This window comes from Massilia violaceinigra (assembly GCF_002752675.1).
Classification (GTDB): domain Bacteria; phylum Pseudomonadota; class Gammaproteobacteria; order Burkholderiales; family Burkholderiaceae_D; genus Telluria_A; species Telluria_A violaceinigra.
In genome coordinates this window covers 270,913-292,660 of record NZ_CP024608.1, presented here as the reverse complement: position 1 = coordinate 292,660, position 21,748 = coordinate 270,913, and the positions used below count along the sequence as shown (strand labels likewise).

22 protein-coding genes are annotated in these 21,748 nt (G+C 64.4%); 14 read left to right on the top strand and 8 right to left on the bottom strand.

From position 1 onward, the window contains the following. Positions 1-2: 2 nt before the first annotated feature. The 4 genes from bioA to CR152_RS01295 are packed head-to-tail and all read right to left on the bottom strand — an operon-like array spanning position 3 to position 4,248. Positions 3-1,352 (bottom strand): adenosylmethionine--8-amino-7-oxononanoate transaminase, encoded by a 1,350-nt coding sequence (gene bioA, locus CR152_RS01310; RefSeq protein ID WP_099873096.1) that lies wholly within the window; start codon positions 1,350-1,352, stop codon positions 3-5. A 4-nt stretch (positions 1,353-1,356) separates the two neighbouring features. Further along, on the bottom strand, positions 1,357-2,142 hold the full coding sequence (locus CR152_RS01305) for an enoyl-CoA hydratase/isomerase family protein (RefSeq protein ID WP_099873094.1): 786 nt from the start codon (positions 2,140-2,142) through the stop codon (positions 1,357-1,359). A gap of 21 nt (positions 2,143-2,163) precedes the next feature. Beyond that, on the bottom strand, positions 2,164-3,771 hold the full coding sequence (locus tag CR152_RS01300; RefSeq protein ID WP_099873092.1) for a carboxyl transferase domain-containing protein: 1,608 nt from the start codon (positions 3,769-3,771) through the stop codon (positions 2,164-2,166). Positions 3,772-3,783: 12 nt separating this feature from the next. Next, a complete protein-coding gene (locus CR152_RS01295) occupies positions 3,784-4,248 on the bottom strand; it encodes a YchJ family protein (protein ID WP_229413242.1) in 465 nt (154 codons plus the stop codon). Between the two features lie 113 nt (positions 4,249-4,361). Between CR152_RS01295 and CR152_RS01290 the strand changes: the two genes are divergently transcribed. From CR152_RS01290 to CR152_RS01280, 3 genes are all read left to right on the top strand, one after another. Beyond that, positions 4,362-5,315, top strand: a complete 954-nt coding sequence (locus tag CR152_RS01290) for a zeta toxin family protein (protein WP_099873090.1) — start codon at positions 4,362-4,364, stop codon at positions 5,313-5,315. Further along, on the top strand, positions 5,312-5,623 hold the full coding sequence (locus tag CR152_RS01285; RefSeq protein WP_157778275.1) for a hypothetical protein: 312 nt from the start codon (positions 5,312-5,314) through the stop codon (positions 5,621-5,623). Before CR152_RS01290 ends, CR152_RS01285 begins: the two co-directional genes overlap by 4 nt. Before the next feature lie 246 nt (positions 5,624-5,869). Further along, positions 5,870-6,112 carry a DUF2283 domain-containing protein gene (locus CR152_RS01280; RefSeq protein WP_099873085.1) on the top strand — a complete coding sequence of 81 codons (243 nt, stop codon included), beginning with the start codon at positions 5,870-5,872 and terminating at the stop codon, positions 6,110-6,112. A 68-nt stretch (positions 6,113-6,180) separates the two neighbouring features. Here the strand turns inward: CR152_RS01280 and CR152_RS01275 are convergent, their stop codons facing one another. Beyond that, entirely contained in the window at positions 6,181-7,419 is a 1,239-nt protein-coding gene (locus CR152_RS01275; protein WP_099873082.1) for a D-amino acid dehydrogenase, read from the bottom strand. A 346-nt stretch (positions 7,420-7,765) separates the two neighbouring features. On the opposite strand from CR152_RS01275, the gene CR152_RS01270 reads away from it, so the two are divergent. From CR152_RS01270 to CR152_RS01225, 11 genes are all read left to right on the top strand, one after another. Further along, positions 7,766-8,506 carry a GntR family transcriptional regulator gene (locus CR152_RS01270; RefSeq protein ID WP_099873080.1) on the top strand — a complete coding sequence of 247 codons (741 nt, stop codon included), beginning with the start codon at positions 7,766-7,768 and terminating at the stop codon, positions 8,504-8,506. 81 nt (positions 8,507-8,587) lie between these two features. Then, positions 8,588-9,469 (top strand): N-acetylmuramic acid 6-phosphate etherase, encoded by an 882-nt coding sequence (locus CR152_RS01265; protein ID WP_099873078.1) that lies wholly within the window; start codon positions 8,588-8,590, stop codon positions 9,467-9,469. A 67-nt stretch (positions 9,470-9,536) separates the two neighbouring features. Then, on the top strand, positions 9,537-10,409 hold the full coding sequence (locus CR152_RS01260; protein WP_229413241.1) for an MFS transporter: 873 nt from the start codon (positions 9,537-9,539) through the stop codon (positions 10,407-10,409). Next, a complete protein-coding gene (locus tag CR152_RS33970; RefSeq protein ID WP_229413240.1) occupies positions 10,394-10,807 on the top strand; it encodes an MFS transporter in 414 nt (137 codons plus the stop codon). The genes CR152_RS01260 and CR152_RS33970 overlap by 16 nt, the downstream gene beginning before the upstream one ends. Before the next feature lie 13 nt (positions 10,808-10,820). Then, the gene (locus tag CR152_RS01255) at positions 10,821-11,945 is read left to right on the top strand and encodes an acyltransferase family protein (RefSeq protein ID WP_099873075.1); all 1,125 of its coding nucleotides are present in this window, start codon (positions 10,821-10,823) and stop codon (positions 11,943-11,945) included. Between the two features lie 85 nt (positions 11,946-12,030). Further along, entirely contained in the window at positions 12,031-13,593 is a 1,563-nt protein-coding gene (locus tag CR152_RS01250; protein ID WP_229413239.1) for a glycoside hydrolase family 10-like protein, read from the top strand. After that, entirely contained in the window at positions 13,590-14,486 is an 897-nt protein-coding gene (locus CR152_RS01245) for an N-acetylglucosamine kinase (protein ID WP_099873073.1), read from the top strand. The genes CR152_RS01250 and CR152_RS01245 overlap by 4 nt, the downstream gene beginning before the upstream one ends. 144 nt (positions 14,487-14,630) lie before the next feature. Beyond that, complete coding sequence (locus CR152_RS01240) at positions 14,631-15,425, top strand: N-acetylmuramoyl-L-alanine amidase (RefSeq protein ID WP_099873071.1); 795 nt, start codon at positions 14,631-14,633, stop codon at positions 15,423-15,425. 18 nt (positions 15,426-15,443) lie between these two features. Continuing rightward, positions 15,444-16,352: a LysR family transcriptional regulator gene (locus CR152_RS01235; protein ID WP_099873069.1), complete on the top strand. Its 909-nt coding sequence runs from the start codon at positions 15,444-15,446 to the stop codon at positions 16,350-16,352. After that, on the top strand, positions 16,349-16,960 hold the full coding sequence (locus tag CR152_RS01230) for a M15 family metallopeptidase (protein WP_099873067.1): 612 nt from the start codon (positions 16,349-16,351) through the stop codon (positions 16,958-16,960). Before CR152_RS01235 ends, CR152_RS01230 begins: the two co-directional genes overlap by 4 nt. A 78-nt stretch (positions 16,961-17,038) precedes the next feature. After that, entirely contained in the window at positions 17,039-17,440 is a 402-nt protein-coding gene (locus CR152_RS01225; RefSeq protein WP_208640050.1) for a GNAT family N-acetyltransferase, read from the top strand. Between the two features lie 49 nt (positions 17,441-17,489). On the opposite strand, the gene CR152_RS01220 is transcribed toward CR152_RS01225, so the two are convergent. The 3 genes from CR152_RS01220 to CR152_RS01210 all read right to left on the bottom strand — a co-directional run bounded on the left by CR152_RS01220 (position 17,490) and on the right by CR152_RS01210 (position 21,731). After that, entirely contained in the window at positions 17,490-18,875 is a 1,386-nt protein-coding gene (locus tag CR152_RS01220) for a Fic family protein (protein ID WP_167399860.1), read from the bottom strand. Positions 18,876-19,020: 145 nt separating this feature from the next. Then, a complete protein-coding gene (gene dacB / locus CR152_RS01215; RefSeq protein ID WP_099881886.1) occupies positions 19,021-20,478 on the bottom strand; it encodes a D-alanyl-D-alanine carboxypeptidase/D-alanyl-D-alanine endopeptidase in 1,458 nt (485 codons plus the stop codon). A 14-nt stretch (positions 20,479-20,492) separates the two neighbouring features. Further along, positions 20,493-21,731, bottom strand: coding sequence for a spore maturation protein (locus CR152_RS01210; protein WP_099873063.1), 1,239 nt, complete (start codon positions 21,729-21,731; stop codon positions 20,493-20,495). Positions 21,732-21,748: the final 17 nt, after the last annotated feature.

The window sequence follows — 21,748 nt, the reverse complement described above, 5'->3', positions numbered from 1 at the left end:
GGTCAGCTCGCGATCACGGTGTCGAATACGGCGCGGGTGCGCTCGGCCAGGCCGTCGCTTTCCTCGTCGGAGAGGATATACGGCGGCATCAGGTAGACGGTGCGGCCGATGGGGCGCAGCAGCAGTTCGTTTTCCAGCGCGCTGGCAAAGAAGCGGCGCGAAAAGGTGGCCGCGCGCGCGGCGTCGGGTTCGACCGCGTCGAATGCCCAGATCATGCCGCGCTGGCGGAAATTGCGCACGCGCTCATGCTCGGCCAAGGGCGCCAGCGCGGTCGTCAGGCGCGTGGCGCGCGCGCGGTTGCGGTTCAACACGTCGTCGTCCTTGAAGATCTGCAAGGTCGCCAGCGCGGCGCGGCAGGCCAGCGGATTGCCGGTGTACGAGTGCGAATGCAAAAAGCCGCGCGTGACGTCGGCGCTGTAGAAGGCCTGGTACACCTCGTCGCGCGTGAGCACCAGCGAGAGCGGCAGGTAGCCGCCGCTGATGCCCTTCGACAGGCACAGGAAGTCGGGCCAGATGGCGGCCTGTTCGCAGGCGAAAAAGGTACCGGTGCGTCCGCAGCCGACCGCGATTTCGTCGAGGATCATGTGCACCTGGAAGCGGTCGCACAGCTCGCGCACCAGCGTCAGGTAAAGCGGATCGTGCATCGCCATGCCGGTCGCGCACTGCACCAGCGGCTCGATGATGATGGCGGCGATGTGGCCGGCGCGTTCCTCGAACAGCTTTTCCACGTCGGCCGCGGCGCGGCGCGCCACGTCCTGGGCGCTTTCGCCGTCTTGTGCGTTGCGCGCGTCGGGCGACGTCACCACGCGCGCTGCGCGCAGCAGCGGGCCGTAGGCATCCTTGAACAGCGCCACATCGGTGACAGCCAGCGCGCCGATGGTTTCGCCGTGGTAGCTGCCCTGCAGGCAGACGAATTCCTGCTTGTCGGACAGGCCCGCGTTGCGCCACGCATGAAAACTCATTTTCAGCGCGATTTCAACCGCAGATGCGCCGTCCGACGCGTAGAACGCGTGGCCGAGTACCTTGCCGGTCATCTCGGACAATTGCTCCGACAGGCGCACCACCGGTTCGTGCGTGAAGCCGGCCAGCATGGCGTGCTCCAGCCGGTCCAGCTGGTCCTTCAAGGCCGCGTTGATAACCGGATTGGCGTGGCCGAACAGGTTGACCCACCACGAACTGATCGCGTCCAGATAGCGCTTGCCTTCATGGTCGTACAGCCACGCGCCGCGCCCGTGGCTGACCGGGATCAGCGGCACGCTGTTATCGCCATTCGCGTGGTGCTGCATCTGCGTGCACGGGTGCCACACGCTGCGCAGGCTGCGCGCTACCCAATCCTGGGGCATGTCCGCCATCACGTCACACCAGCCACGAAGGCTTGCGTTTTTCGAGGAAGGAAGCGACGCCTTCGCGTCCTTCATCCGACGCGCGTACATTGGCGATGCGCTCGGCGGTGTCGACCACCATCGCCGCATCGACCGGTTTGCCGGTGACCTCGCGCACCAGCACCTTGGCTTCGCGCACGGCGTTCGGGCTGCTGGTCACCAGCGCGTTGACGATCGCCGCCACATGCGCGTCGAGCGCGTCGGCGGGCACGACATCGTGCACGAAGCCGATGCGCTGCGCTTCCTGGGCACTGAATTTTTCGGCCGTGAGGAAGTAGCGGCGCGCCGCGTTTTCGCCCATGGCGCGGATCACGTACGGCGAAATGGTGGCCGGGATCAGGCCGAGTTTGACTTCGGACAGGCAGAAGCTGGCGCTGTTGACGGTCACCGCGATGTCGCACGCGGCCACCAGGCCCATGCCGCCGGCGTAGCAGTCGCCCTGGATCTTGGCGACCACCGGTTTCGGGCACAGGTAGATCGCGCGCAGCATTTCAGCCAGCTTGGCGGCGTCCTCGCTGTTTTCGGCGTGCGAGTAGCCGGCCATTTTCTTCATCCAGTTCAGATCGGCGCCGGCGCAAAAGGCCGGCCCGTTCGCATCGAGCACGATGGCGCGGATATCGTCGCTGCGTCCCAGTTCATCGAAGGCCAGCGACAGTTCGGCGATGGTGATTTCGTTGAACGCGTTGCGCACGTCGGGGCGGTTCAGGGTGACGGTGGCGACCCGGTCGGCGATTGAAACGGCGAGTGTCTGATAGTCCATGCGATTCCTTTACCTATTGCTTTACATGCGGAAGACGCCGAACTTCGTGTCGGCAATCTCCGCGTTGAGGGCGGCCGAGAGACCCAGGCCGAGCACCATGCGGGTGTCGGCCGGATCGATCACGCCATCGTCCCACAGGCGCGCGGTGGCGTAGTAAGGGTGGCCCTGGTGTTCGTACTGTTCCTTGATCGGCTGCTTGAAGGCGGCTTCTTCTTCCGGCGACCACTGGCCGCCCTTGCCTTCGATGCCGTCGCGCTTGACCGTGGCCAGCACCGACGCGGCCTGGTCGCCGCCCATCACCGAGATGCGCGCGTTAGGCCACATCCACAGGAAGCGCGGCGAGAAGGCACGGCCGCACATGCCGTAATTGCCGGCGCCGAAGCTGCCGCCGATGATGACCGTGAATTTCGGTACCGCCGCGGTGGCGACGGCCGTGACCATCTTGGCGCCGTTGCGGGCGATGCCTTCGTTTTCGTATTTGCGTCCCACCATGAAGCCGGTGATATTTTGCAGGAACACCAGCGGAATCTTGCGCTGGCAGCACAGTTCGATGAAGTGCGTGCCTTTCAGGGCCGACTCGGAGAACAGGATGCCGTTGTTGGCGATGATGCCGACCTTGACGCCGTAGATATGGGCGAAGCCGCAAATGAGGGTGGTGCCGTAGCGCGCCTTGAATTCGTCGAAGTCGCTGCCGTCGACGATGCGGGCGATGACTTCGCGCACGTCGAAGGGCTTACGGGTATCGACGGGGATCACGCCGTACAGTTCTTCGGGCGCGTATTTTGGTTCCACGGATTCGCTCAGCGCCATCTGGGCAGGTTTGACGCGGTTCAGGTTAGAGACGATGGTGCGCGCCAGCGACAGTGCGTGCAGGTCGTTCTGGGCCAGGTGGTCGACCACGCCGGACAGGCGCGTGTGCACGTCGCCGCCGCCCAGGTCTTCGGCCGTGACCACTTCGCCGGTGGCCGCTTTCACCAGCGGCGGGCCGCCCAGGAAAATGGTGCCCTGTTCCTTGACGATGATCGACTCGTCGCTCATGGCCGGCACATAGGCGCCGCCGGCGGTGCACGAACCCATGACGACGGCGATCTGGGGGATGCCCTTGGCGGAGAGATTGGCCTGGTTGAAGAAGATGCGGCCGAAATGGTCGCGGTCGGGGAAGACGTCGTCCTGGTTGGGCAGGTTGGCGCCGCCCGAGTCGACCAGGTAGATGCAGGGCAGGTTGTTCTGGTCGGCGATTTCCTGGGCGCGCAGGTGCTTCTTGACCGTTATCGGGTAGTAGGTGCCGCCCTTGACGGTGGCGTCGTTACAGACGATCACGCACTCCTGGCCGGACACGCGGCCGATGCCGGTGATGATGCCGGCGGCGGGCGCGGCGCCGTCGTACATCTCGTACGCGGCCAGCTGGGAAAATTCGAGGAAGGGCGTGCCGGGATCGAGCAGCATCTGCACGCGGTCGCGCGGCAGCAGCTTGCCGCGCGCGACATGCTTGGCGCTGGCAGCGGCGCCACCGCCGGCGGCGGCCGCGGTGACCTTGGCGCGCAGGTCGTCGACGATGCTTTGCATGGCTGCGGCGTTGGCCTTGAAGTCTTCGCTGCGCGGATTGAGTTTGCTGTCGATGTGGGGCATTGCGATCCTTTTTTAGTCCGGGAAACTGCCGTCCAGGTAGTACCAGCGCGCCACCCCGTCGTTGGTTTCGCGGACGAAACGGCTGACTTCGTGCAGGCGGTGCGCGCGCCCGCCAATCTTGTAGCGGGCGACGAATTCTACGGTATCGGCGTCCGGCGATTCTAGCAGGTTTGCTTGACGTTTACGTAAACGTAAAGCAGATTTAATCTCCAGCCCGAGCCAGCGGGTTTGTTCGTTTTCCCCGACGATCGGCTCGGCCGGGACCGTGCTCGGGTGCCAGGTGGCGCGCAGGTAGGCCTCATTGCCCAGGGTATAGGCGGTGTAGCGCGAGCGCATCAGGCTTTCGGCGCTCGGCGGCACCGCCTCGCCCGCGAGCAAGGGGGCGCAGCAAGTGGCGAAGGTGGCGCCGCCGCAGGGGCAGGTGGAGGGAGAGGGCATGATTGTTTGCAAAAACGGAATCTTGCAATTATCCGCCATATTGGCGGCATTGACGGGACGGCGTGCGCACTTTGCGTGCGGACAGACCGTGGTCAGGTGGTGCTGTTAAGTTTGATGTCGGTGATTGACATCTTTCGTTGACAGGGCAACTCATGACCGATAGCTATGCCAGGCCACTGCGGGACCATGAAAGCATCGAAGCGTTTTTAGGCAGTTGCCTTGGTATCAGGCATGCAATCACGCTGAATGGCGGTGGCAGCCTCGATCTGCCTGAACTGTGCAAGCGCATTCGCGATGCAGAGAGCGCGGTGGCGGTGGCATACGCCGATCCGACGATATCGAGCCGGCGTAACCGGGTCCAGCAATATCGCAGCGAGAATACGCGCGCCGCTCTGCACGATCAAATACTTACCGAACTCATTTCTTATGACCGTCTCGATTCCGACGAAAACATTTGTTTGGGCAGTGGCGGCTCCAAGCCACGAGGACGAGACGCGCAAGCAGGGGCAAGGGCTTATCTGGTGACCGGGCTTCCGGGAGCGGGCAAGTCGACCGTCGTCAGCGCGATCGCGGACCGGCTTGGCGCAATGGTGCTCGATTCCGATTTTGCCAAGCGCAAACTCCCGGAATTCGGGCATGCGCTGGCAGGAGCTGCTCTGGTGCACAAGGAGTCAAGCATGATCATTTTTGGCAAATCGTTCGCGGAACCCCGATCTCTGTCAGAGTATTGCGTTTTAAAGAAACTTAACGTCGTCATCCCTGTCATAGGAAATGATGAGCGGCGTCTGAAAACAATGCGTAATTCGTTCATTAATCACGGGTATCAAGTGCATCTGACAGCGCTGCTCCTTGACCGGGTCGACGCAACAAAACGGGCCCTTGTCCGCTTCCTGGAGACAGGAAGGTATGTTCCACTCAGTATGATTTTTGACACCTATGCGAACGATCCGGCCTTGACCTACTATAAAGCGTGGATGGACATCGATACCGGGACAGACGCACAATGGGCATCGCTGGGTGCGTTGATGGCCGCAAGTCGGCCGGTGAACGTGCACAGCTACAGTTCGGACGCGAATCCGGCTGTCATATGGGAGCCAGCATCATGAAGAAAACATCGCTACGTAAAAACCGCTTCTCATCCAAGCGAACATCCCTACCGGACAGTTCTTTGAATCAAATTATGGCCAGCAAAAGCCGGAGTTCCCGCCCTATCGGAGAAGACGGCGAACTGGGCGAAAGCAGGATGGATCAACTTGCTTGGAACGACCGTGACATTGCCGAGCTTCTGGAGGCATCTCTCGCCAGGCCTGTCTCCTCGAAAGCGCAAGCCTTCTATGATCGGATGTTCGAGCTGACGCACGGTAAGGGGGGCAAGCCGGAAGAAGTGGCTACCGATCTCAGCGACGTTGCTTAAGCCGGCAGGCGCAGTGCAGCCAGACTGAAAGTTGACGTCGCGCCGATGCGGAAAGGCTGCCGGCGCAAGAAGCCCTCAAACACGTCCTGAGCACGCCATAAAGGATATTATATGCTTGCATACCCGTGCGCCCGCTGTTGCGGACGCACCCTCCCCCGCGCTGGTGCTTGGCCTGTACCGGGGAACAAGTTGTTCCCGGAGCCGGCGATTCGCACGCATTGTTGTTTTAGCGCCTGAAAGATTGTTATGGCCAATGGAAAAATTGAATTGAAGATTGCTGAATCGGATCTTGAAGAGGATCCGGACTGCGATCCTGAGGAAGACAGCCCGGTTGCGTACCTGAGTCTTCCCGATCATCCGGCGGAGAACACGCCTGGCTGTGTCAAAAAAACGCTGCGTCTGTCCGACCTCGTCGACTATGAAGGCGCGGATATTTACATGGACTTCGACGCTGCCGGACGCCTTATCGGCATCGAAATCCTGGCATAGCGGCCGCGTTCGAACAGAACCGTGGCGGCTGACCCGCGCCCGCCTTGCGCGCTACCCCATCCCCATCGTCAGCCGCGCAGGGCCAGCCCATCCAGGCTGATCGGCGGCGCCTCGCCGCGCATTACAGCGGCCAGGATGCTGGCCGAGCCGCATGCAAACGTAAAACCCAGCGGCCCGTGCCCCACGTTCAGCCACAGGTTGTTCAAGGGCGTAGCCCCGATGATCGGCGCGCTGCTTGGCGTGGCGGGGCGCAGGCCGGCCCACGCCGTCATCGTCTCGTAATCGGCCGCCCGCGGCATCACTGCGCGCGCCTGGCGCAGCAGCCCGGCGATCCGTCCCGCGTCGAGCGATACATCCTCCCCCACCATGTCGACCATGGCCGCCACGCGCAACTGGTCGCCGATGCGCGCATACAGCACCTTGCGCTCGAAGTCGGTGACGCTGATCTCCGGCGGACAGTCCCCGGGCCGCACCGGCGCGCTCAGGCTGTACCCCTTGAGCGGGTACAGCGGCAGGTATATGCCCGCCGTGGCCGCCAGTGTGCGGCTGCGGATGCCCGCCGCCAGCACATAATCGTCCGCCGCCAGCATGCCGGCGCTGGTGTCGAGCCAGCTCACCTTGCCCTTATCAAGCAGGAAGCCGCGCGCCTCGCCGCGCACGATGCCGCGAAAGCGCGGATGGGCGCGCAGGCGCTGCCCCAGCCCGGTACAAAAGTCATGGCAGTCGGCCACCGCTTCGCCCCGGTTGAACACGCCGCCTGCCAGGACCGGTTGCGCCGCCGCCAGCGCCGGTTCGGCCGCCACGCAGCCGGCCGCCGACAGCACCTCGGCGCCCGCATCGGCGCGCGCCGCGGCCGCGTCGAACAGCTTGCCGGATCGATACACCACCAGCTTGCCGGCTTCGCGCCAGCCATATTCCGCGCGCGGGAGGATATCGTCCAGCTGCCCCATCGCGCTACGGCTCAGCTCGCCAAGCTGGAGCAGGCGCGCCGTCGTGCGGCGATGGATGCCGGCATCGCAGTGCGCCACGAACTGCGCCAGCCAGCGCCACTGGCGGCGGTCGGCCTCGGGCCGGAAGCGCAGCGGTCCATCTTTTTGCAACAGCCAGCGCAGCGCCTTGAGCGGCACCCCGGCATCGGCGAACGGCGCCACGTAGCGGTAGCTGAGCTGCCCGCCATTGCGGAAACTGGCGCCGGCGCCAAGCAGGGCGTCGCGTTCGAGCAGGGTCACGCCGAAGCCGGCCTCCAGCAGCCACCACGCTGAAGCCAGTCCCACCACCCCGCCGCCGATCACCATGACTTCCCGCATGCCGCTTCACCTCTCTCGCTAGACCCCTGGCAGCAGCTTACGCACAGGCCGCCCAGCGCGCCAATGAATCCCGCGCCGGCGCCCATAACCCCGATTCATATCTCTTGTCTATGCGCTAATAAGTCTGGCGCCTTTGCCAGCATGGCATAAAATTTCCTCGATGGCGGCGCGAGCCGGGCGGCCAATCAGGCTAGAATGCAAGACGAATGCCGCCATGACGTCCCGGTATGCGCACCGTGGATAATTTCATGCCTGCGCCTGCTGACCGGCGGCGGCATTACGATTACACTGATGCGCACGCCAGCATGGCGGCAGCACAGGATCGATGACCATGAGCGGAACCGTAATGAGCACTACCCACACCGATTTCAAGGTCGATTTGAACGACAATTCCCCGCTCTACATGCAAGTGGCGCGCAAGCTGATCCAGGATGTGCGCGACGGGCGCTACCAGGTCGACCAGGCGCTGCCCTCCGAACGGCTGCTTTCCGAGCAGCTCGACGTCTCGCGCGTGACCGCGCGCAAGGCCATCGACCAGCTGGTCGAGCAGGGTCTGGTGGTGCGCCGCCGCGGCTCGGGCAACTATGTGGCGCCGCGCATCGAGCAGCCCCTGTCGAACCTGTCGAGTTTTTCCGAGCAGCTGCAGCAGCGCGGCTACCGTCCCGGCTCGCAATGGCTCAGCCGCTCGGTGGTGGTCGCGTCCGCCGACGAGCAATTGAGCCTGGGCCTGTCGCCGAATGCCCGCGTGGCCCGCCTCGAACGGCTGCGCCTGGCCGACGATGTCGTCATGGCATACGAGGTCAGCGTGATTCCGGCCAGCGTGCTGCCCAAGCCGGAAGCGGTCGGCAACTCCCTGTACGAGCACCTGGCCACCACCGGCCACACCCCTGTGCGTGCACTGCAACATATCCGCGCCATGAATGCCGGCGCCGTGCTGGCCGGCCAGCTCGGCGTGCCGGAAGGCCAGGCGGTGCTGTACATCACGCGCGTCGGCTATCTGGAATCGGGCCAGGCGGTCGAGCTGACCCATTCGTATTGCCGGAGCGACCATTACGACTTCGTGGCGGAGATGCGCCGCGTCGCCTGATGCTGTGACGTTCTTGTCCCTTTCATACTGAACGCCGCCCGTTTGGCATTACACTAGCCGCATCGAAGCAGCGGAGCGGCCATGTTGAACACAGAAACCCCCGACCGGCAGCATGCCGACCTGGACCTGTACCCCACCGGTGAACTGGTCGATACCCTCATCGGCGACCAGTTCCACGCCGTGCGCGCGGTGCAGGCGGCCTCAAGCCAGATCGCCGCCGCCGTCACGGCCGCCCTGCCGCGCATCGACGCCGGCGGGCGCCTGATGTATGTGGGCGCCGGTACGTCGGGCCGGCTCGGCGTGCTCGACAGCGTTGAACTGTATCCCACCTTTTCCTGGCCGCACGAACGCGCCCTGGCGCTGCTGGCCGGCGGCGTCGATGCCATGTTCGTCGCCGTCGAAGGGGCCGAGGATGACAGCGCCCGGGGCGCGGCCGACCTGCGCGCGCTCAACCCGGGGCGCGACGACGTGGTGCTGCTGCTGGCCGCCTCCGGCGCCACGCCCTACGTACTTGGCGCCCTGCGCGCCGCCGCCGCGGCTGGTGCCCTGACGATCGGCTTTGCCAACAATCCGGATGCGCCCGTGGTGCGCGAGGCGCAGATCGGCATCACCCTCGATACCGGTCCGGAAGTCATTTCCGGCAGCACCAGGCTGAAGGCCGGCACGTCCCAGAAAATTGCACTGAACACCTTTTCGAGCGCCCTGATGGTGCGTTTACACAAGGTCTACGGCAACCTGATGGTAGACTTGAAGCCAACCAATGCCAAGCTGGTGCTGCGCGCGGTCCGCCTGACGATGTTTGCCACCGGCGCCGACGAGGCGGCCGCCCGCGCGGTGCTGGAACAATGCGATTTCCATGTCAAGGTCGCCATCGTGGCCCTGACCAAAAAAACCAGTATCGCCCAGGCCAGGGTCTTGCTTGAGAGCGCGCGCGGCAGCGTGCGCCAGGCACTGGCCGCCTGACTGTCTTTCCGTGTCTTGCGCGGAGCGGCGGCGGCGGCCGCCCGGCCTGCATGATCACGAAAGAATTATGCAAACAGCGCAAGATAAAAGCCCCTGGCTTTGGGTACCCTCCCTGTACTTCGGTCAAGCCATTCCCTACGTGGTGGTGATGACCCTGTCGGTCCTGATGTACAAGGACCGCGGCGTCGGCAACGACGACATTGCCTTTTATACCAGCTGGCTGTATCTGCCGTGGGTCATCAAGCCGCTCTGGTCGCCGCTGGTGGACATGGTGCGCACCAAGCGCTGGTGGATCGTTACCTTGCAGCTGGCCATCGGCGCCGCGCTGGCCGCGGTCGGCTTCACCATGCACCTGCCGGCGTACTTCCAGATCAGCCTGGCCGTGCTGTGGGTGATGGCGTTTTTTTCCGCCACCCACGACATCGCCGCCGACGGTTTCTACATGCTGGGCCTGAAGCAATACCAGCAAGCCGCCTTTGTCGGCGTGCGCAGCACCTTTTACCGCTTGGCCACGATTGTCGGCGGCGGCGCGATGGCCATGCTGGCCGGCCATCTGACCACCAGCACCGGCGACGTCGGCTTTGCCTGGTCGGTCGTGTTCTTCGCGCTGGCCGCCCTGTTCATCGCGTTGTTCGCCTATCACAGCGTGGTGCTGGGGCGGCCGGCCGAGGACAAGACCGTGCTTGGGGGCGGCGACAAGCTGGCCGAATTCTTCGCCACCTTTGCCTCTTTTTTCGGCAAGCGCGACATCTGCCTGATCCTCGGCTTCATTCTCACGTTCCGCCTGGGCGAATCCCAGTTGCTGAAACTCGCGATTCCCTTCATGAAGGACCCTGTCGTCAAGGGCGGCCTGGGCATGACCACCGAGCAGGTCGGGCTCGCTTACAGCACCATCGGCATCATCGCGCTGACCCTGGGGGGCTGTTGGGCGGCTTCCTGATTTCGCGCCTGGGCCTGAAGCGCTGCCTGTGGCTGATGGTGTTCGCGGTGCACCTTCCCGACGTCGTGTTCGTCTACCTGGCCACGGCCCTGCCGCAGAATTTCGTGCTGATCGCCTCCAGCATCGCGCTGGAACAGTTCGGCTACGGTTTCGGTTTCACCGCCATGATGCTGTACATGATCATGATCTCGGACGGCGAACACAAGACCGCCCACTACGCCATCTGCACCGGGCTGATGGCGCTCGGCATGATGGTGCCGGGCATGTTCAGCGGGAAAATCCAGGAATACCTGGGCTACCAGCATTTCTTCATCTACGTGTGCGTGATGACCATTCCCGCCTTTATCATGGCGGCGCTGGTGAAGATCGATCCGGAATTCGGCAAGCGGGTTGATTAATGATGGCCGATCAATGACGGCCCCGGCCCGCCTTGCCTCGCTGGACGCCTTCCGCGGCTTCACCATTGCGGCCATGACCCTGGTGAACAATCCGGGCGACTGGAGCCACCTGTATTCCCAGCTGGCGCACGCCCAGTGGCATGGCTGGACCTTCACCGACTGGATTTTTCCCTTCTTCCTGTTCATCGGCGGGGTGTCGATGGCGTTTTCGCTGGGCCGCCTGGCCGCGGCCGGGGCCGACAAGCCGACCCTGCTGCGCAAGCTGGCCGTGCGCGCCGCCATCATCTTCCTGATCGGCCTGGCGCTCAATCTCATTCCCGGTTTCGATCTGTCCACCGTGCGCATTCCCGGCGTGCTGCAGCGCATCGCCATCTGCACCCTGCTGGCCGCGCCCATCGTGCTGTATTTCAGCTGGCGCCAGCAAGTGCTGTGGATCGCCGGCCTGCTGGCGCTCTACAGCGTGCTGATGCTGTGGGTGCCGGTGCCCGGCATCGGCGCCGGCGTGCTCGAACCGGGCCAGGACTTCGGCGCCTACATCGACCGCCTGCTGCTCGACGGCCACCTGTGGCCGCAGTCCAAGACCTGGGACCCGGAAGGCTTGCTCTCGACGATCCCGGCCCTGTGCAGCCAGCTGCTGGGCGTGCTGGCGGGACGCTGGCTGCTCTCAAGCCACTCGCGCACCGAACAGACCGTTTGGATGCTGCTGGCCGGCCTGGCCCTGCTGTGGATCGGCGCCATGCTCGATGTGATGCTCATGCCGATCAACAAGAGCCTGTGGACACCGTCCTTCTGCCTGTTCATGACGGGCTGGGCGCTGATCGTGTTTTCCAGCTTTTACTGGCTGCTCGACGCCAATCCCCACATTCCGCTGCGCAGCGCCGCGGCGCGCTGGAGCACGCCGCTGATTATCTACGGCATGAATGCCCTGTTCATTTTCGCGTTTTCCGGGCTGGTGTCTAAAATGCTGGGCTTTATCGAGGTCGGCGGTGTGAGCCTGGCGCAACGGCTGTATTCACAGGTGAGTGCGCTTGGCGTGTCGCCTGTGAACAGCTCTTTGCTTTATGCTCTGCTGTTTAATGCGGCGATGTTCTTGCTTGCATGGTGGATGTGGCGCAAGAAATGGTTTGTAAAAGTTTAAATTGGGGAATGGTTTGCAGCCGAACAGGACAAGACGCGCATTCGCGCTAGCAGGGGTAGCCGGCGCCATGGCGCTGGGCGGGTTGATGACAGGGTGTACCACGGCCACGCCGGTGGCGGGGACGGGAGGGGCCGTGGGCGTGGTTCCCAGCCCGGCCACCATCCAGGGCGGCAGCGAGACCGTGCCGCCGGTGGCGCCGCGCGAGTTTCGCGCCGCCTGGGTGTCGACGGTGGCCAATATCGACTGGCCCTCGCGCGCCAATCTGCCGGCGGAAAAACAACAGGCCGAGGCCATCGCCATCCTCGACCGCGCCAAGGCCATGAACCTGAACGCCATCGTGCTGCAGGTGCGGCCGAGCGCCGACGCCATCTATCCGTCCAAGCTCGAACCGTGGACCGAGTACCTGAGCGGCACCCAGGGCCAGGCGCCGCAGCCGTGGTACGACCCGCTCAAGTTCTGGGTTACCCAGGCCCATGCGCGCGGGCTGGAGCTGCACGCCTGGTTCAACCCCTACCGCGCGCGCCACGCCACGGCCAAGTCGCCACCCGCGCACGACCATATTTCCAAGGCCAATCCGGCGGCGGTGAAGAGTTACGGGCGATTTTTGTGGATGGACCCGGGCGAAGAATCGGCGTCCAAGCACACCCTGGACGTGATTCTCGACGTGGTGCGGCGCTACGACATCGATGGCGTGCACCTGGACGACTATTTCTATCCGTATCCGATCGAAGCGCCCGGCGCCAGCGGCGCGGAAACGGCCGCGCTCGACGGTGCCTACGTGCCCAAGGCCGAGCTGGATTTTCCCGACCAGCCGGCCTGGCAGCGCTACCTGCTTTCCGGCGGCACGCTCACGCGTGCAGACTGGCGCCGCCAGAACGTCAACAAGCTGATCGAGGCGATGTACACCGGCATCCACCGCGAGAAAAGCTGGGTGCGGCTCGGCATCAGCCCCTTCGGCATCGGCCGTCCGGACCGGCGCCCGCGCGGCATCGTCGGCTTCAGCCAGTACGACAAGCTGTACGCAGACGCCGAACTGTGGCTCGCCAACGGCTGGCTCGACTATCTTTCGCCCCAGTTGTACTGGGCCATCGGCCAGGCCCCGCAAGCGTACGACGTGCTGCTCGATTACTGGGTGGGACAGAACGGCAAGCGGCGCCATATCTGGCCGGGCTTGTTCACCAGCCGCATCGGCGCCGCCAGCAAGGGCTTCCAGGCCAAGGAAATCGTGCAGCAGATTGGCGTGACGCGCAGCCGTCCGGGCGCCGGCGGCCACGTGCATTTCAGCATGGTGGCGCTGATGGAAAACCGCCAGGGCCTCAGCGACCAGCTCAAGACCGGCCACTACGTCGCCCCGGCGCTGGTGCCGGCATCGCCGTGGCTGGGTAACGACGCGCCGGGCCTGCCGACGGTGGCCGCGCGGCGCGAGGGCAATGGCGTGGCCCTCAAGCTCACGGCTGGCAAGTCCAACGCGCACTATGCGATCTGGTCGCGCCATGGCGGCGAATGGCGCTTTGCCGTCGTGCCCGCTTCACGCGCCGACTGGACCGTGCTTGACGATGCCAAACTCGGCCCGGCCAGCGCCGTGTTCGTCAGCGCGGTGGACCGCCTGGGTAACGAGGGCGAACGCATCTCCGTCCTCAAGCCATGAGTGGCCTGGGCCTCGGCATCGATGCCGGCGGCACCCGCACGCGCTGGGCGCTGGCGGCGGCCGACGGGTCCATCGTGGCCGAGGGCGAAGTGGGCGGTTTGTCCGCCTTGCAGATGGGCAGTGCGGCCGGCCGCGCCAGCGTGCAAGCCAGTTTCGCGGCGCTCGCGGCCACTGTGCTCGCCCATGGCCGTCCGCGGGCGGTGCGCGCCGGGCTCACCGGCTTCGGCGGCGATGGCGCGCAGTTGCAGCAGTGGCTGGCCGGTCCGCTCGGCTTGTCGGATGAAAAGGTCGTGCTGTGCAGCGATATCGAGATTGCTTACCTGGCCAGCTTTGCGCCGGGCGAGGGTTACCTGGTGTATGCCGGGACCGGCTCGATCGGCGCGTGGATCGATGCCGATGGCGTGTTCCACCGTGCCGGCGGGCGTGGCGTGATGCTCGACGATGGCGGTGGCGGCTTCTGGATCGCGCGCGAGGCGCTGCGCCACATCTGGCGCAATGAGGATGAAGAACCGGGCCGCTGGCGTGCGTCGCCCATGGCGCAGGCTGTGTTTGCGCAGATCGGCGGCGACGACTGGGCGCTGTCGCGCCAGTTCATGTACGGGCAGGAACGCGGCGAGGTGGGGCGGCTGGCGCTGGCCGTCGCTGCCAGTGCCGGGGCCGATCCGGTGGCGGCCGCGATTCTTGCGGAAGCGGGACGGGAGCTGGCGCGCCTGGCGCTGGCCTTGACGGCGCGTTTTGGTGCGCGGCCGGTGGTGCTGGCCGGACGCGCCGCCGCGCTGCATCCCCTGATTGTGAACACGATGCGCGCCGGCTTGCCGGATGCGATAAGCTTGACGCAGACGACAGCCCGCGCTCATCATGCAGCGGCGCGGATTTCCGCGAGCTGGACCTGAGCGCCGTCATTCGCGCCACCTCCGTCGCTCCCGGGCAGGCGGGAGCCCAAGTTTGCAGCTCAGTCTGTGGCTGCATTACAAACTTGGGTTCCCGCCTGCGCGGGAACGACGGGGGAATTTGAACTTTTACCTCTTTCTACGCCGATGAAAACCCTGCTCGCCACGCTCCTGATCGCCCTGCTTTCCGGCTGCGCCACCGGTCCCACCATCGACCGCACCTACTCGGCCAAGGGCCAGAGCAGCCGCGTCAAGTTCGTCATCCTGCACTACACGGCCATCAACCTGCCGCAATCGATCAAGGTGCTGACCCAGCAGACGGTCAGCAGCCACTACCTGCTGACCGACGAAACCTCCCCCATCGTCTATGGCCTGGTCGATGAAACGCGCCAGTCCAACCACGCCGGCGTATCGCACTGGAAAAACTATACCCTGCTCAACGGCAGCTCGGTCGGCATCGAGATCGTCAATCCCGGCTTCACCGAAACTCCCAACGGCCGCATCTGGTACCCCTTCCCGCAAGCCCAGGTGGACCGTTTGATCGTGCTGCTGAAAGACATTGTCAAGCGCCACAACATCCCGCCGGAAAACATCCTCGGCCACAGCGATATCGCCCCCCAGCGCAAGCAGGACCCGGGCCCGATGTTCCCGTGGTTCCAGCTGGCCCGGCACGGTCTGGTGGCCTGGCCCGACGCCGCCAAGGTGGCCGCGGCGCGCCCCGTGTACGACCTGCTGCTGCCCGACGTTGCCTGGTTTCAGGCGCGCCTGGCCACCTTCGGCTACGCGGTGCCGCAGACCGGCTTGCTCGACGAAGCGACCCGCAACGTCATCGGCGCTTTCCAGATGAAATACCGCCCGGCCACCATCGACGGCACGCCGGACGCCGAAACGGCGGCCCTGCTCGATGCGCTGACCGCGCCCGCCGTGAAACCAGCGGCATAACAGGACGGGAACCGCACCATGCGCCTGCGCCACATCGAAGTGTTCCACGCCATCATGCAGGTGGGCACCATCAGCGGCGCGGCCCAGGTGCTGCACATATCGCAGCCGGCCGTGACCAAGGTCTTGCAGCACTGCGAGCTGCAGCTGGGCATGCCGCTGTTCGAGCGCGTGCGCGGCAAGCTCTATCCCAAACCCGAGGCGCATCGCCTGTTCGCCGAAACCGAGAAACTGCACCGCGACCTGCAAGGCATCCGCCGTCTTGCGGCCAGCCTCAAGGGCCGCGCGGTCGAAACCATCCGCCTGGTGGCCACGCCGACCATTGCCATCAGCGTGCTGCCGCAGGCGATGACGGTGTGGCGCAAGGCGTTCGCGCACACGCGCTGCGAGCTGGCCACCCACCACACCAGCGAGATCGTCCATGCCCTGCGCCTTGGCGAAGCCGACCTGGCCCTGTCGCTGCAAGACCCGCGCCACCCCGGCATCGTGGCCGAAGCGATCGCCGAAGGCGTGATGACGGTGATCGCGCCGGCCGGCAGCTGGAGCGAAGAAGCCTGCGGCAAGCCGGTCTCGGCCGATGGCCTCAGCGGCGCACTGATCGGCCACGCCGACAACGATCCGCTCGGCCAATTGCTGGTGGCCGCGTGCGAGGCGCAGGGCGTCCATCCGGTGTTCCACACGGTGGTGCAGACTTACCAGATCGCCCGCTCGCTGGTCGAGGCTGGTGCCGGGATGGCAGTGGTCGATCCCTTCACGGCCGCGTCCGCGCACGACGGCAAGGTGCAGCGGCGCGCCTGGGCCCCAGCCATTCCCGTGCAATTGTTCTTGCTCACGGCCAGCCATGCGCCGCTCTCGCATGGCGCGCGCGAGCTGGTCGCCAGCATCGGTGCGGCGGCGCGGCAGTGCCTGGCGCACGGGGCCCGATCATGATCGAGGGCTTGCCGATCGAACAGCTTGGCCAGTGCGCCGACTTCCGGCCTTTGTCCAGCATTGCCGGGATCGCCGTCGACTTGCGCTACGCGGGCGTCGACAACTTCACCGGGCGCGACCTGTACTCGCCATTCGACTGTGCCTGGCTGCACCGCGACGCCGCAGCGGCACTGGAGCGCGTCGTGGCCTGGCTGGCATTGCAGCGGCCCGGCTGCAGCGCGCTGATTCTCGACGCGCTGCGCCCGCAGCGGGTGCAGGAAGCGCTGTGGGACGCGCTCGACGGCACCGGCCTGCGCATGTACCTGGCGCCGCCGGAGCGCGGTTCCATCCACTCCTTCGGCATGGCGCTCGATATCACCCTGCTCGACGAACACGGGCATGAACTCGACATGGCGACCGTCTTCGACGACATGAGCGAGCGCTCGCACCCGGCGCGCGAGGCGCTGCTGCTGGCGCGCGGCGAACTGACGCTGCCGCAGGTGGAAAACCGGCAACTGCTGCGCGCAGCGATGGCCCAGGCCGGCTTCGTGGGCATTGCCAGCGAATGGTGGCACTTCGATTGCGGCGACCGCGACTGGGTGCGGCAAACCTTCCAGCGGGTGCTGTAAGGCGGCGCCAGCGCGTCGACTCGCTGCCTGTTACCATAAAGCACTTTCAACGCCCGGCGCCCGCCGCCCCCTCTGCCCATGAATATCAGCCTGGACGACCAGATCGGCGACGCCGAAGTCATTGCCCTGTACCGCGCCAACGCGTGGTCATCCGCCGACAAGCCCGAGCAACTGCTGGCCGCGTTGCGCAACTCGCACAGCCTGGTGACGGCGCGCGAGGATGGCGTGCTGGTCGGCATTGGCAATGCGATCTCGGATGGCCATCTGGTGGTCTACTACCCGCATTTTTTGGTGGACCCGGCGCACCAGCGCAAGGGCATCGGGCGCCTGATGATGCAAGCCTTGTGCGCGCGCTACGCCGGCTTTCACCAGCAGATGCTGACGGCCGACGGCGACGCGATCGCCTTCTACGAGTCGCTGGGCTTCACCCGCGCCGGCCGCACCGAGCCAATGTGGATCTACGCCGGCACCGAACATTAAACCCGCGTATCTCAGCCGGTGGGCAATAGCGGCGAAGCAATGCCGACAGCTACCGGCCAGGGCGTCCCTCATCGATCCAGGCCCGGGTTTCTTTCATGCCAAGCCGGTAACGCGCACAGTTAAAATCTGCCAGAACGTTCAATTCCTGCGCAAGCAATTGCTGGAACCTTGGCGTGTCCTCAGCGGGCAATTCCAGAGCCGCTATGGCATCGGCCATGGGCTGACGGCGTCGGACCACCGATCCCACCGCTTCGCTAAGTGCTTCGCGGTACTTGACGCGGAACGGGTCTGGTGAATCGAGAGATCCCGATATAGCCTTGTATTTGGCTTGGGAGCGTCGATATGTCCAATCGAAGAGGTCCACCGCCATCGAGACATCGCAAGCTTCGTAGACACCCATCATCGCCAGCGCATAATCGTCACGGTCTACATCGAGAAACGACAGCGGGGCCTGGTTGTACAGCATCAGTGGAATATTGGCGGCGACCCGGCTCACCCGCTTGTTGCCGTCCTCAAAAGGCTGGAGATACGCCAAGTTTACCCAGAGGAAAAAGGCTGCCTCCAAAGGATTCTTGATGTGCTGTGCCTTGACGATAATGCGCTCGAACATCTCTTCCAACACCGCCGGGACTTGGTTCGGAATATAGGTACTGCCGCTGAGGTTGACTACTTTCGTGCGAATCGCGCCGAGTGAGGCAACATCAACCAGCAGGTCATGCATGAGTACCGCATGCACATTGCGAACCAAACTGGTGTTGAGCCCTTGTATGGGAACAGCATCCACAATGAACTCAATGGCCGCTTTGTGATTGAGCAGCATGACAGCATCGCTGTCGGTAGCGGCAGCGCCGCTTTTGAACAGCTCTTCCGTATCGAGAAGGGTGTAGCGATTGCCTTCGAGATGAGAGGATGACCATGATAGGTCGATGAGCAATTGCTCCAGGACCTTGCGAGCGTAGGTGCCCGCCGGAAGTTGTCCCGGAAGACGACCGAGCGCAACCAGTTCCTCTGCGAGTTCCGGTGGCAGCAAGAACGTTTCGTTGGGCTTGTAGTCGTCAACGAATTGCCGACGATACGTGACGGGTGTACGTGCAGCCAGAGGACGTGTCAGTTGTTGCCGGAGCTGAAGGCTTTCCGCGCGCCAGCGTGGGCCAATCTCGCTTGGGCTCGCTGTGGCAAGTAACGGTGTGTCCACCTGTTCAAGGGAAACAGAAGCGACTGTTGCTAGCAGGCGATATCGCGTAGCACGGGCTTTGCCTGTGACCTCGACCTGCCCGGCTGATGTCAATCTGGCCAACACTCGCTTGACCGCATCCTTGCTTGATCCGGTAGCGTCAACCAACTGAGACGATGAGACGAACTCATTTCCAGCCTTGGCCATGTCGGTCAAGACTTGTAGCAAAACTGCGGGGGGCAGGCGGCCGTTATAGCGCATCAATTGGCTCAGTAGTGTGAGCCAATTCTACCGAATTTGTGCAAATTCGGAAGTATCGGTGCGGTTTTCAAAGTATCGGTGCGATTTCCTGAGTATCGGTGCGATCTGCGCCAGTATCGGTGCGATTCCAGATAATTCGTTTGGGTTAGTTAGTGGCGCCAGAACGTGCCACCCAGTCCACCAGCGCATCGAGCACGGCGCGGCCCTTGCCGTTGCCGATCAGCTCGCTGTTGATCATGGCTACCACCACGCATTGCTGACCCGTGGCATCGCGCACGTAGCCGGCCACCGCCACCACGTTGCGCAAGGTGCCGGTTTTCAGGCGCGCGCGCTGCGCCGCCGGGCTGTCGGCCAGGCGCCGGCGCATGGTGCCGTCGACCGCCGCGATCGGCAGGCTGCTCATGAATTCCGGCGACCAGTTGCTGCGCAGCCCCGCTTGCAGCACCCCAGCCATCTGCACCGCACTGATGCGTTCGATGCGCGACAGGCCCGATCCATTTTCCAGCACCATCCCGGTATCGTCGATGCCGCGCGCGCGCATCCAGTCGCGCACGGTGCGGTCGGCGCGCGCCACCGTGGTTTCACCGGGGATGGTGGCCAGCGCGCGGCTGCCCACCACCGGGTCCGCTTCCAAGCTGCCCAGGGTCAGGAACACGGTACGCGCCAGGGTGTTGTCGGAGCTCTTGTTGTAGTCGCGCACGATGTCGGGCAGGGTGCGCGACGCATGCTCGGCCAGCAGGCGCGTGGCCGGCGGACTGGCCGCTTCGATGGTCTCGCCCATCAGCACGCCGCCCAGGCGTTTCCAGGTGGCGCGGAACAGGCGGTCGAGGTAATCCTGGCGGTCGAGCATGTTGACGCGGTAGGTTTTGGCGCAATGCTTCGGAAAGCTGCCCTTGAGTACCACCGTGATCTTGCCGAGCCGGTCGCGCTGTACGTCGGGTTGCTTCCAGCCATTGGCCCAGCTGCCGCAGTCGGCGTCGACCAGGGTCATGGCCGAGCTGATGGTCACGCCGTCGAGCTCGGGATACGCCACCGCTGCCAGGGTGCCCGAGCCCGAGCGCAGGTCGAGTTCGAGCATGTTCTTGTTGACCATCAGCGCGTCGGGAATCACATTGGTGTACGCCTCGGGCGATTCGTCGAACTGCGGCGCGCCGATGTCGGGCCGGGCCGGGTTGAACAGCTGGCGGTCCAGCACCAGGCGCCCCTCGATCTTGCGGATGCCCTGGTTGCGCAGCGATTGCAGCATGCGTTCGAGCACCTCGCCGCTGAAGTCGGCATCGGCCCCGCCGCGCAGCACCAGGTCGCCGCGCAGCACGTCGCCGCTGACGCTGGCGCCGGTGCGCAGTTCGGTGCGCCCCCGGAACGCCGGCCCAAGCTGGTCGAGCGCGACCATCGTGGTCACCAGTTTCATGGTGGAGGCGGGATTGAGCTGGCGCTCGGCCAGGTGCGACAGCAGCGGCACGTCGCCGCGCAGCACCAGCGCGCTCATGGCATCTTCGGGAATGGTGGCATCAAACAGCAACTGGCTGACCGGCGCGGGCAGCTGGGCGCTGGCGGCGCCGGCGAAGGCCAGCAGGACGGCAAGGGCGAGTGGACGCAGCATGGCCATTCTCCCGATCAACCGAAGAACAGGTAAGCGACGCAGATGGCCGTGACGATGCCGGCAAAGTCGGCAATCAGCCCGCACGAAATCGCATAGCGCGTCTTGCGGATGCCCACCGAACCAAAATACAGCGCCACGATGTAGAACGTGGTGTCGGCCGAACCCTGGAAGATGCAGGCCAGGCGCCCGACGAAGGAATCGACGCCGTAGGTGGTCATGGCATCGATCATCATCGCCTTCGAGCCGCTGCCGGACAGCGGCTTCATCAACGCGGTCGGCAGCGCCGGGGTGAATTCGGTCGGCATGCCAAGGCTGATGAAGATCCACTCCAGCCCGCGCACGACGAAGCCGAGCACGCCCGAATTGCGGATCACGCTGATTGCCACCAGCATCCCCACCAGGTAGGGAATGATGGTCAGCGAGGTCTGGATGCCGCCCTTGGCGCCTTCGATGAAGGCTTCATACACGTTGACCTGCTTGCGCATGGCGCCGACGATGAAGATGATGATGATCGAGAACAGGATCAGGTTGCTCGACACGCGCGACACCAGTTCGATTTCCGGCTTGGTCAGGTAATTGGTGAAAAAGAAGATCAGCGCGCAGATGGCGGCCGTCATCCCGCCCAGCCAGCCGAGCACCACGCGGTTGAGCAGGTTGATGCGTTGCTTGATCGACACCACGATGATGCCGGTCAGGGTGGCCACGTAGGTGGCAATCATGCAGGGAATGAAGATGTCGGACGGGTCCTTGGCGCCGAGGATGGCGCGCTGGGCCATGATCGCCAGCGGAATCAGGGTCAGGCCGGAGGTGTGCAGCACCAGGAACATGATCTGGGCGTTGCTGGCCGTATCCTTGTCGGGATTGAGCGTTTGCAAGCTTTCCATGGCCTTCAGCCCGAAGGGGGTGGCTGCATTGTCGAGCCCGAGCAGGTTGGCGGAAAAATTCATCACCATGTGGCCGGTGGCAGGGTGTTCTTTCGGCACGTCGGGGAAGATGCGCGAGAAAAAGGGCGAGATCACCTTGGCCAGCCAGCCGATGGCGCCGGCCTTTTCGCCGATGTTCATGATGCCGAGCCACAAGGTCATCACCCCGGCCAGCGGCAGGGCAATGTCCATCACGCCCATCTTGGCCGACTCGAAGGTGCCGTCGACGATTTTCTTGAAAATCTCGGTATCGCCGAGGAAAATCCACTGCGCCAGCGCGGCCAGGAAGCCGACCAGGAAAAAACCGGACCAGATGTAATTTAATGCCATATCGTATTCGTTTCGCG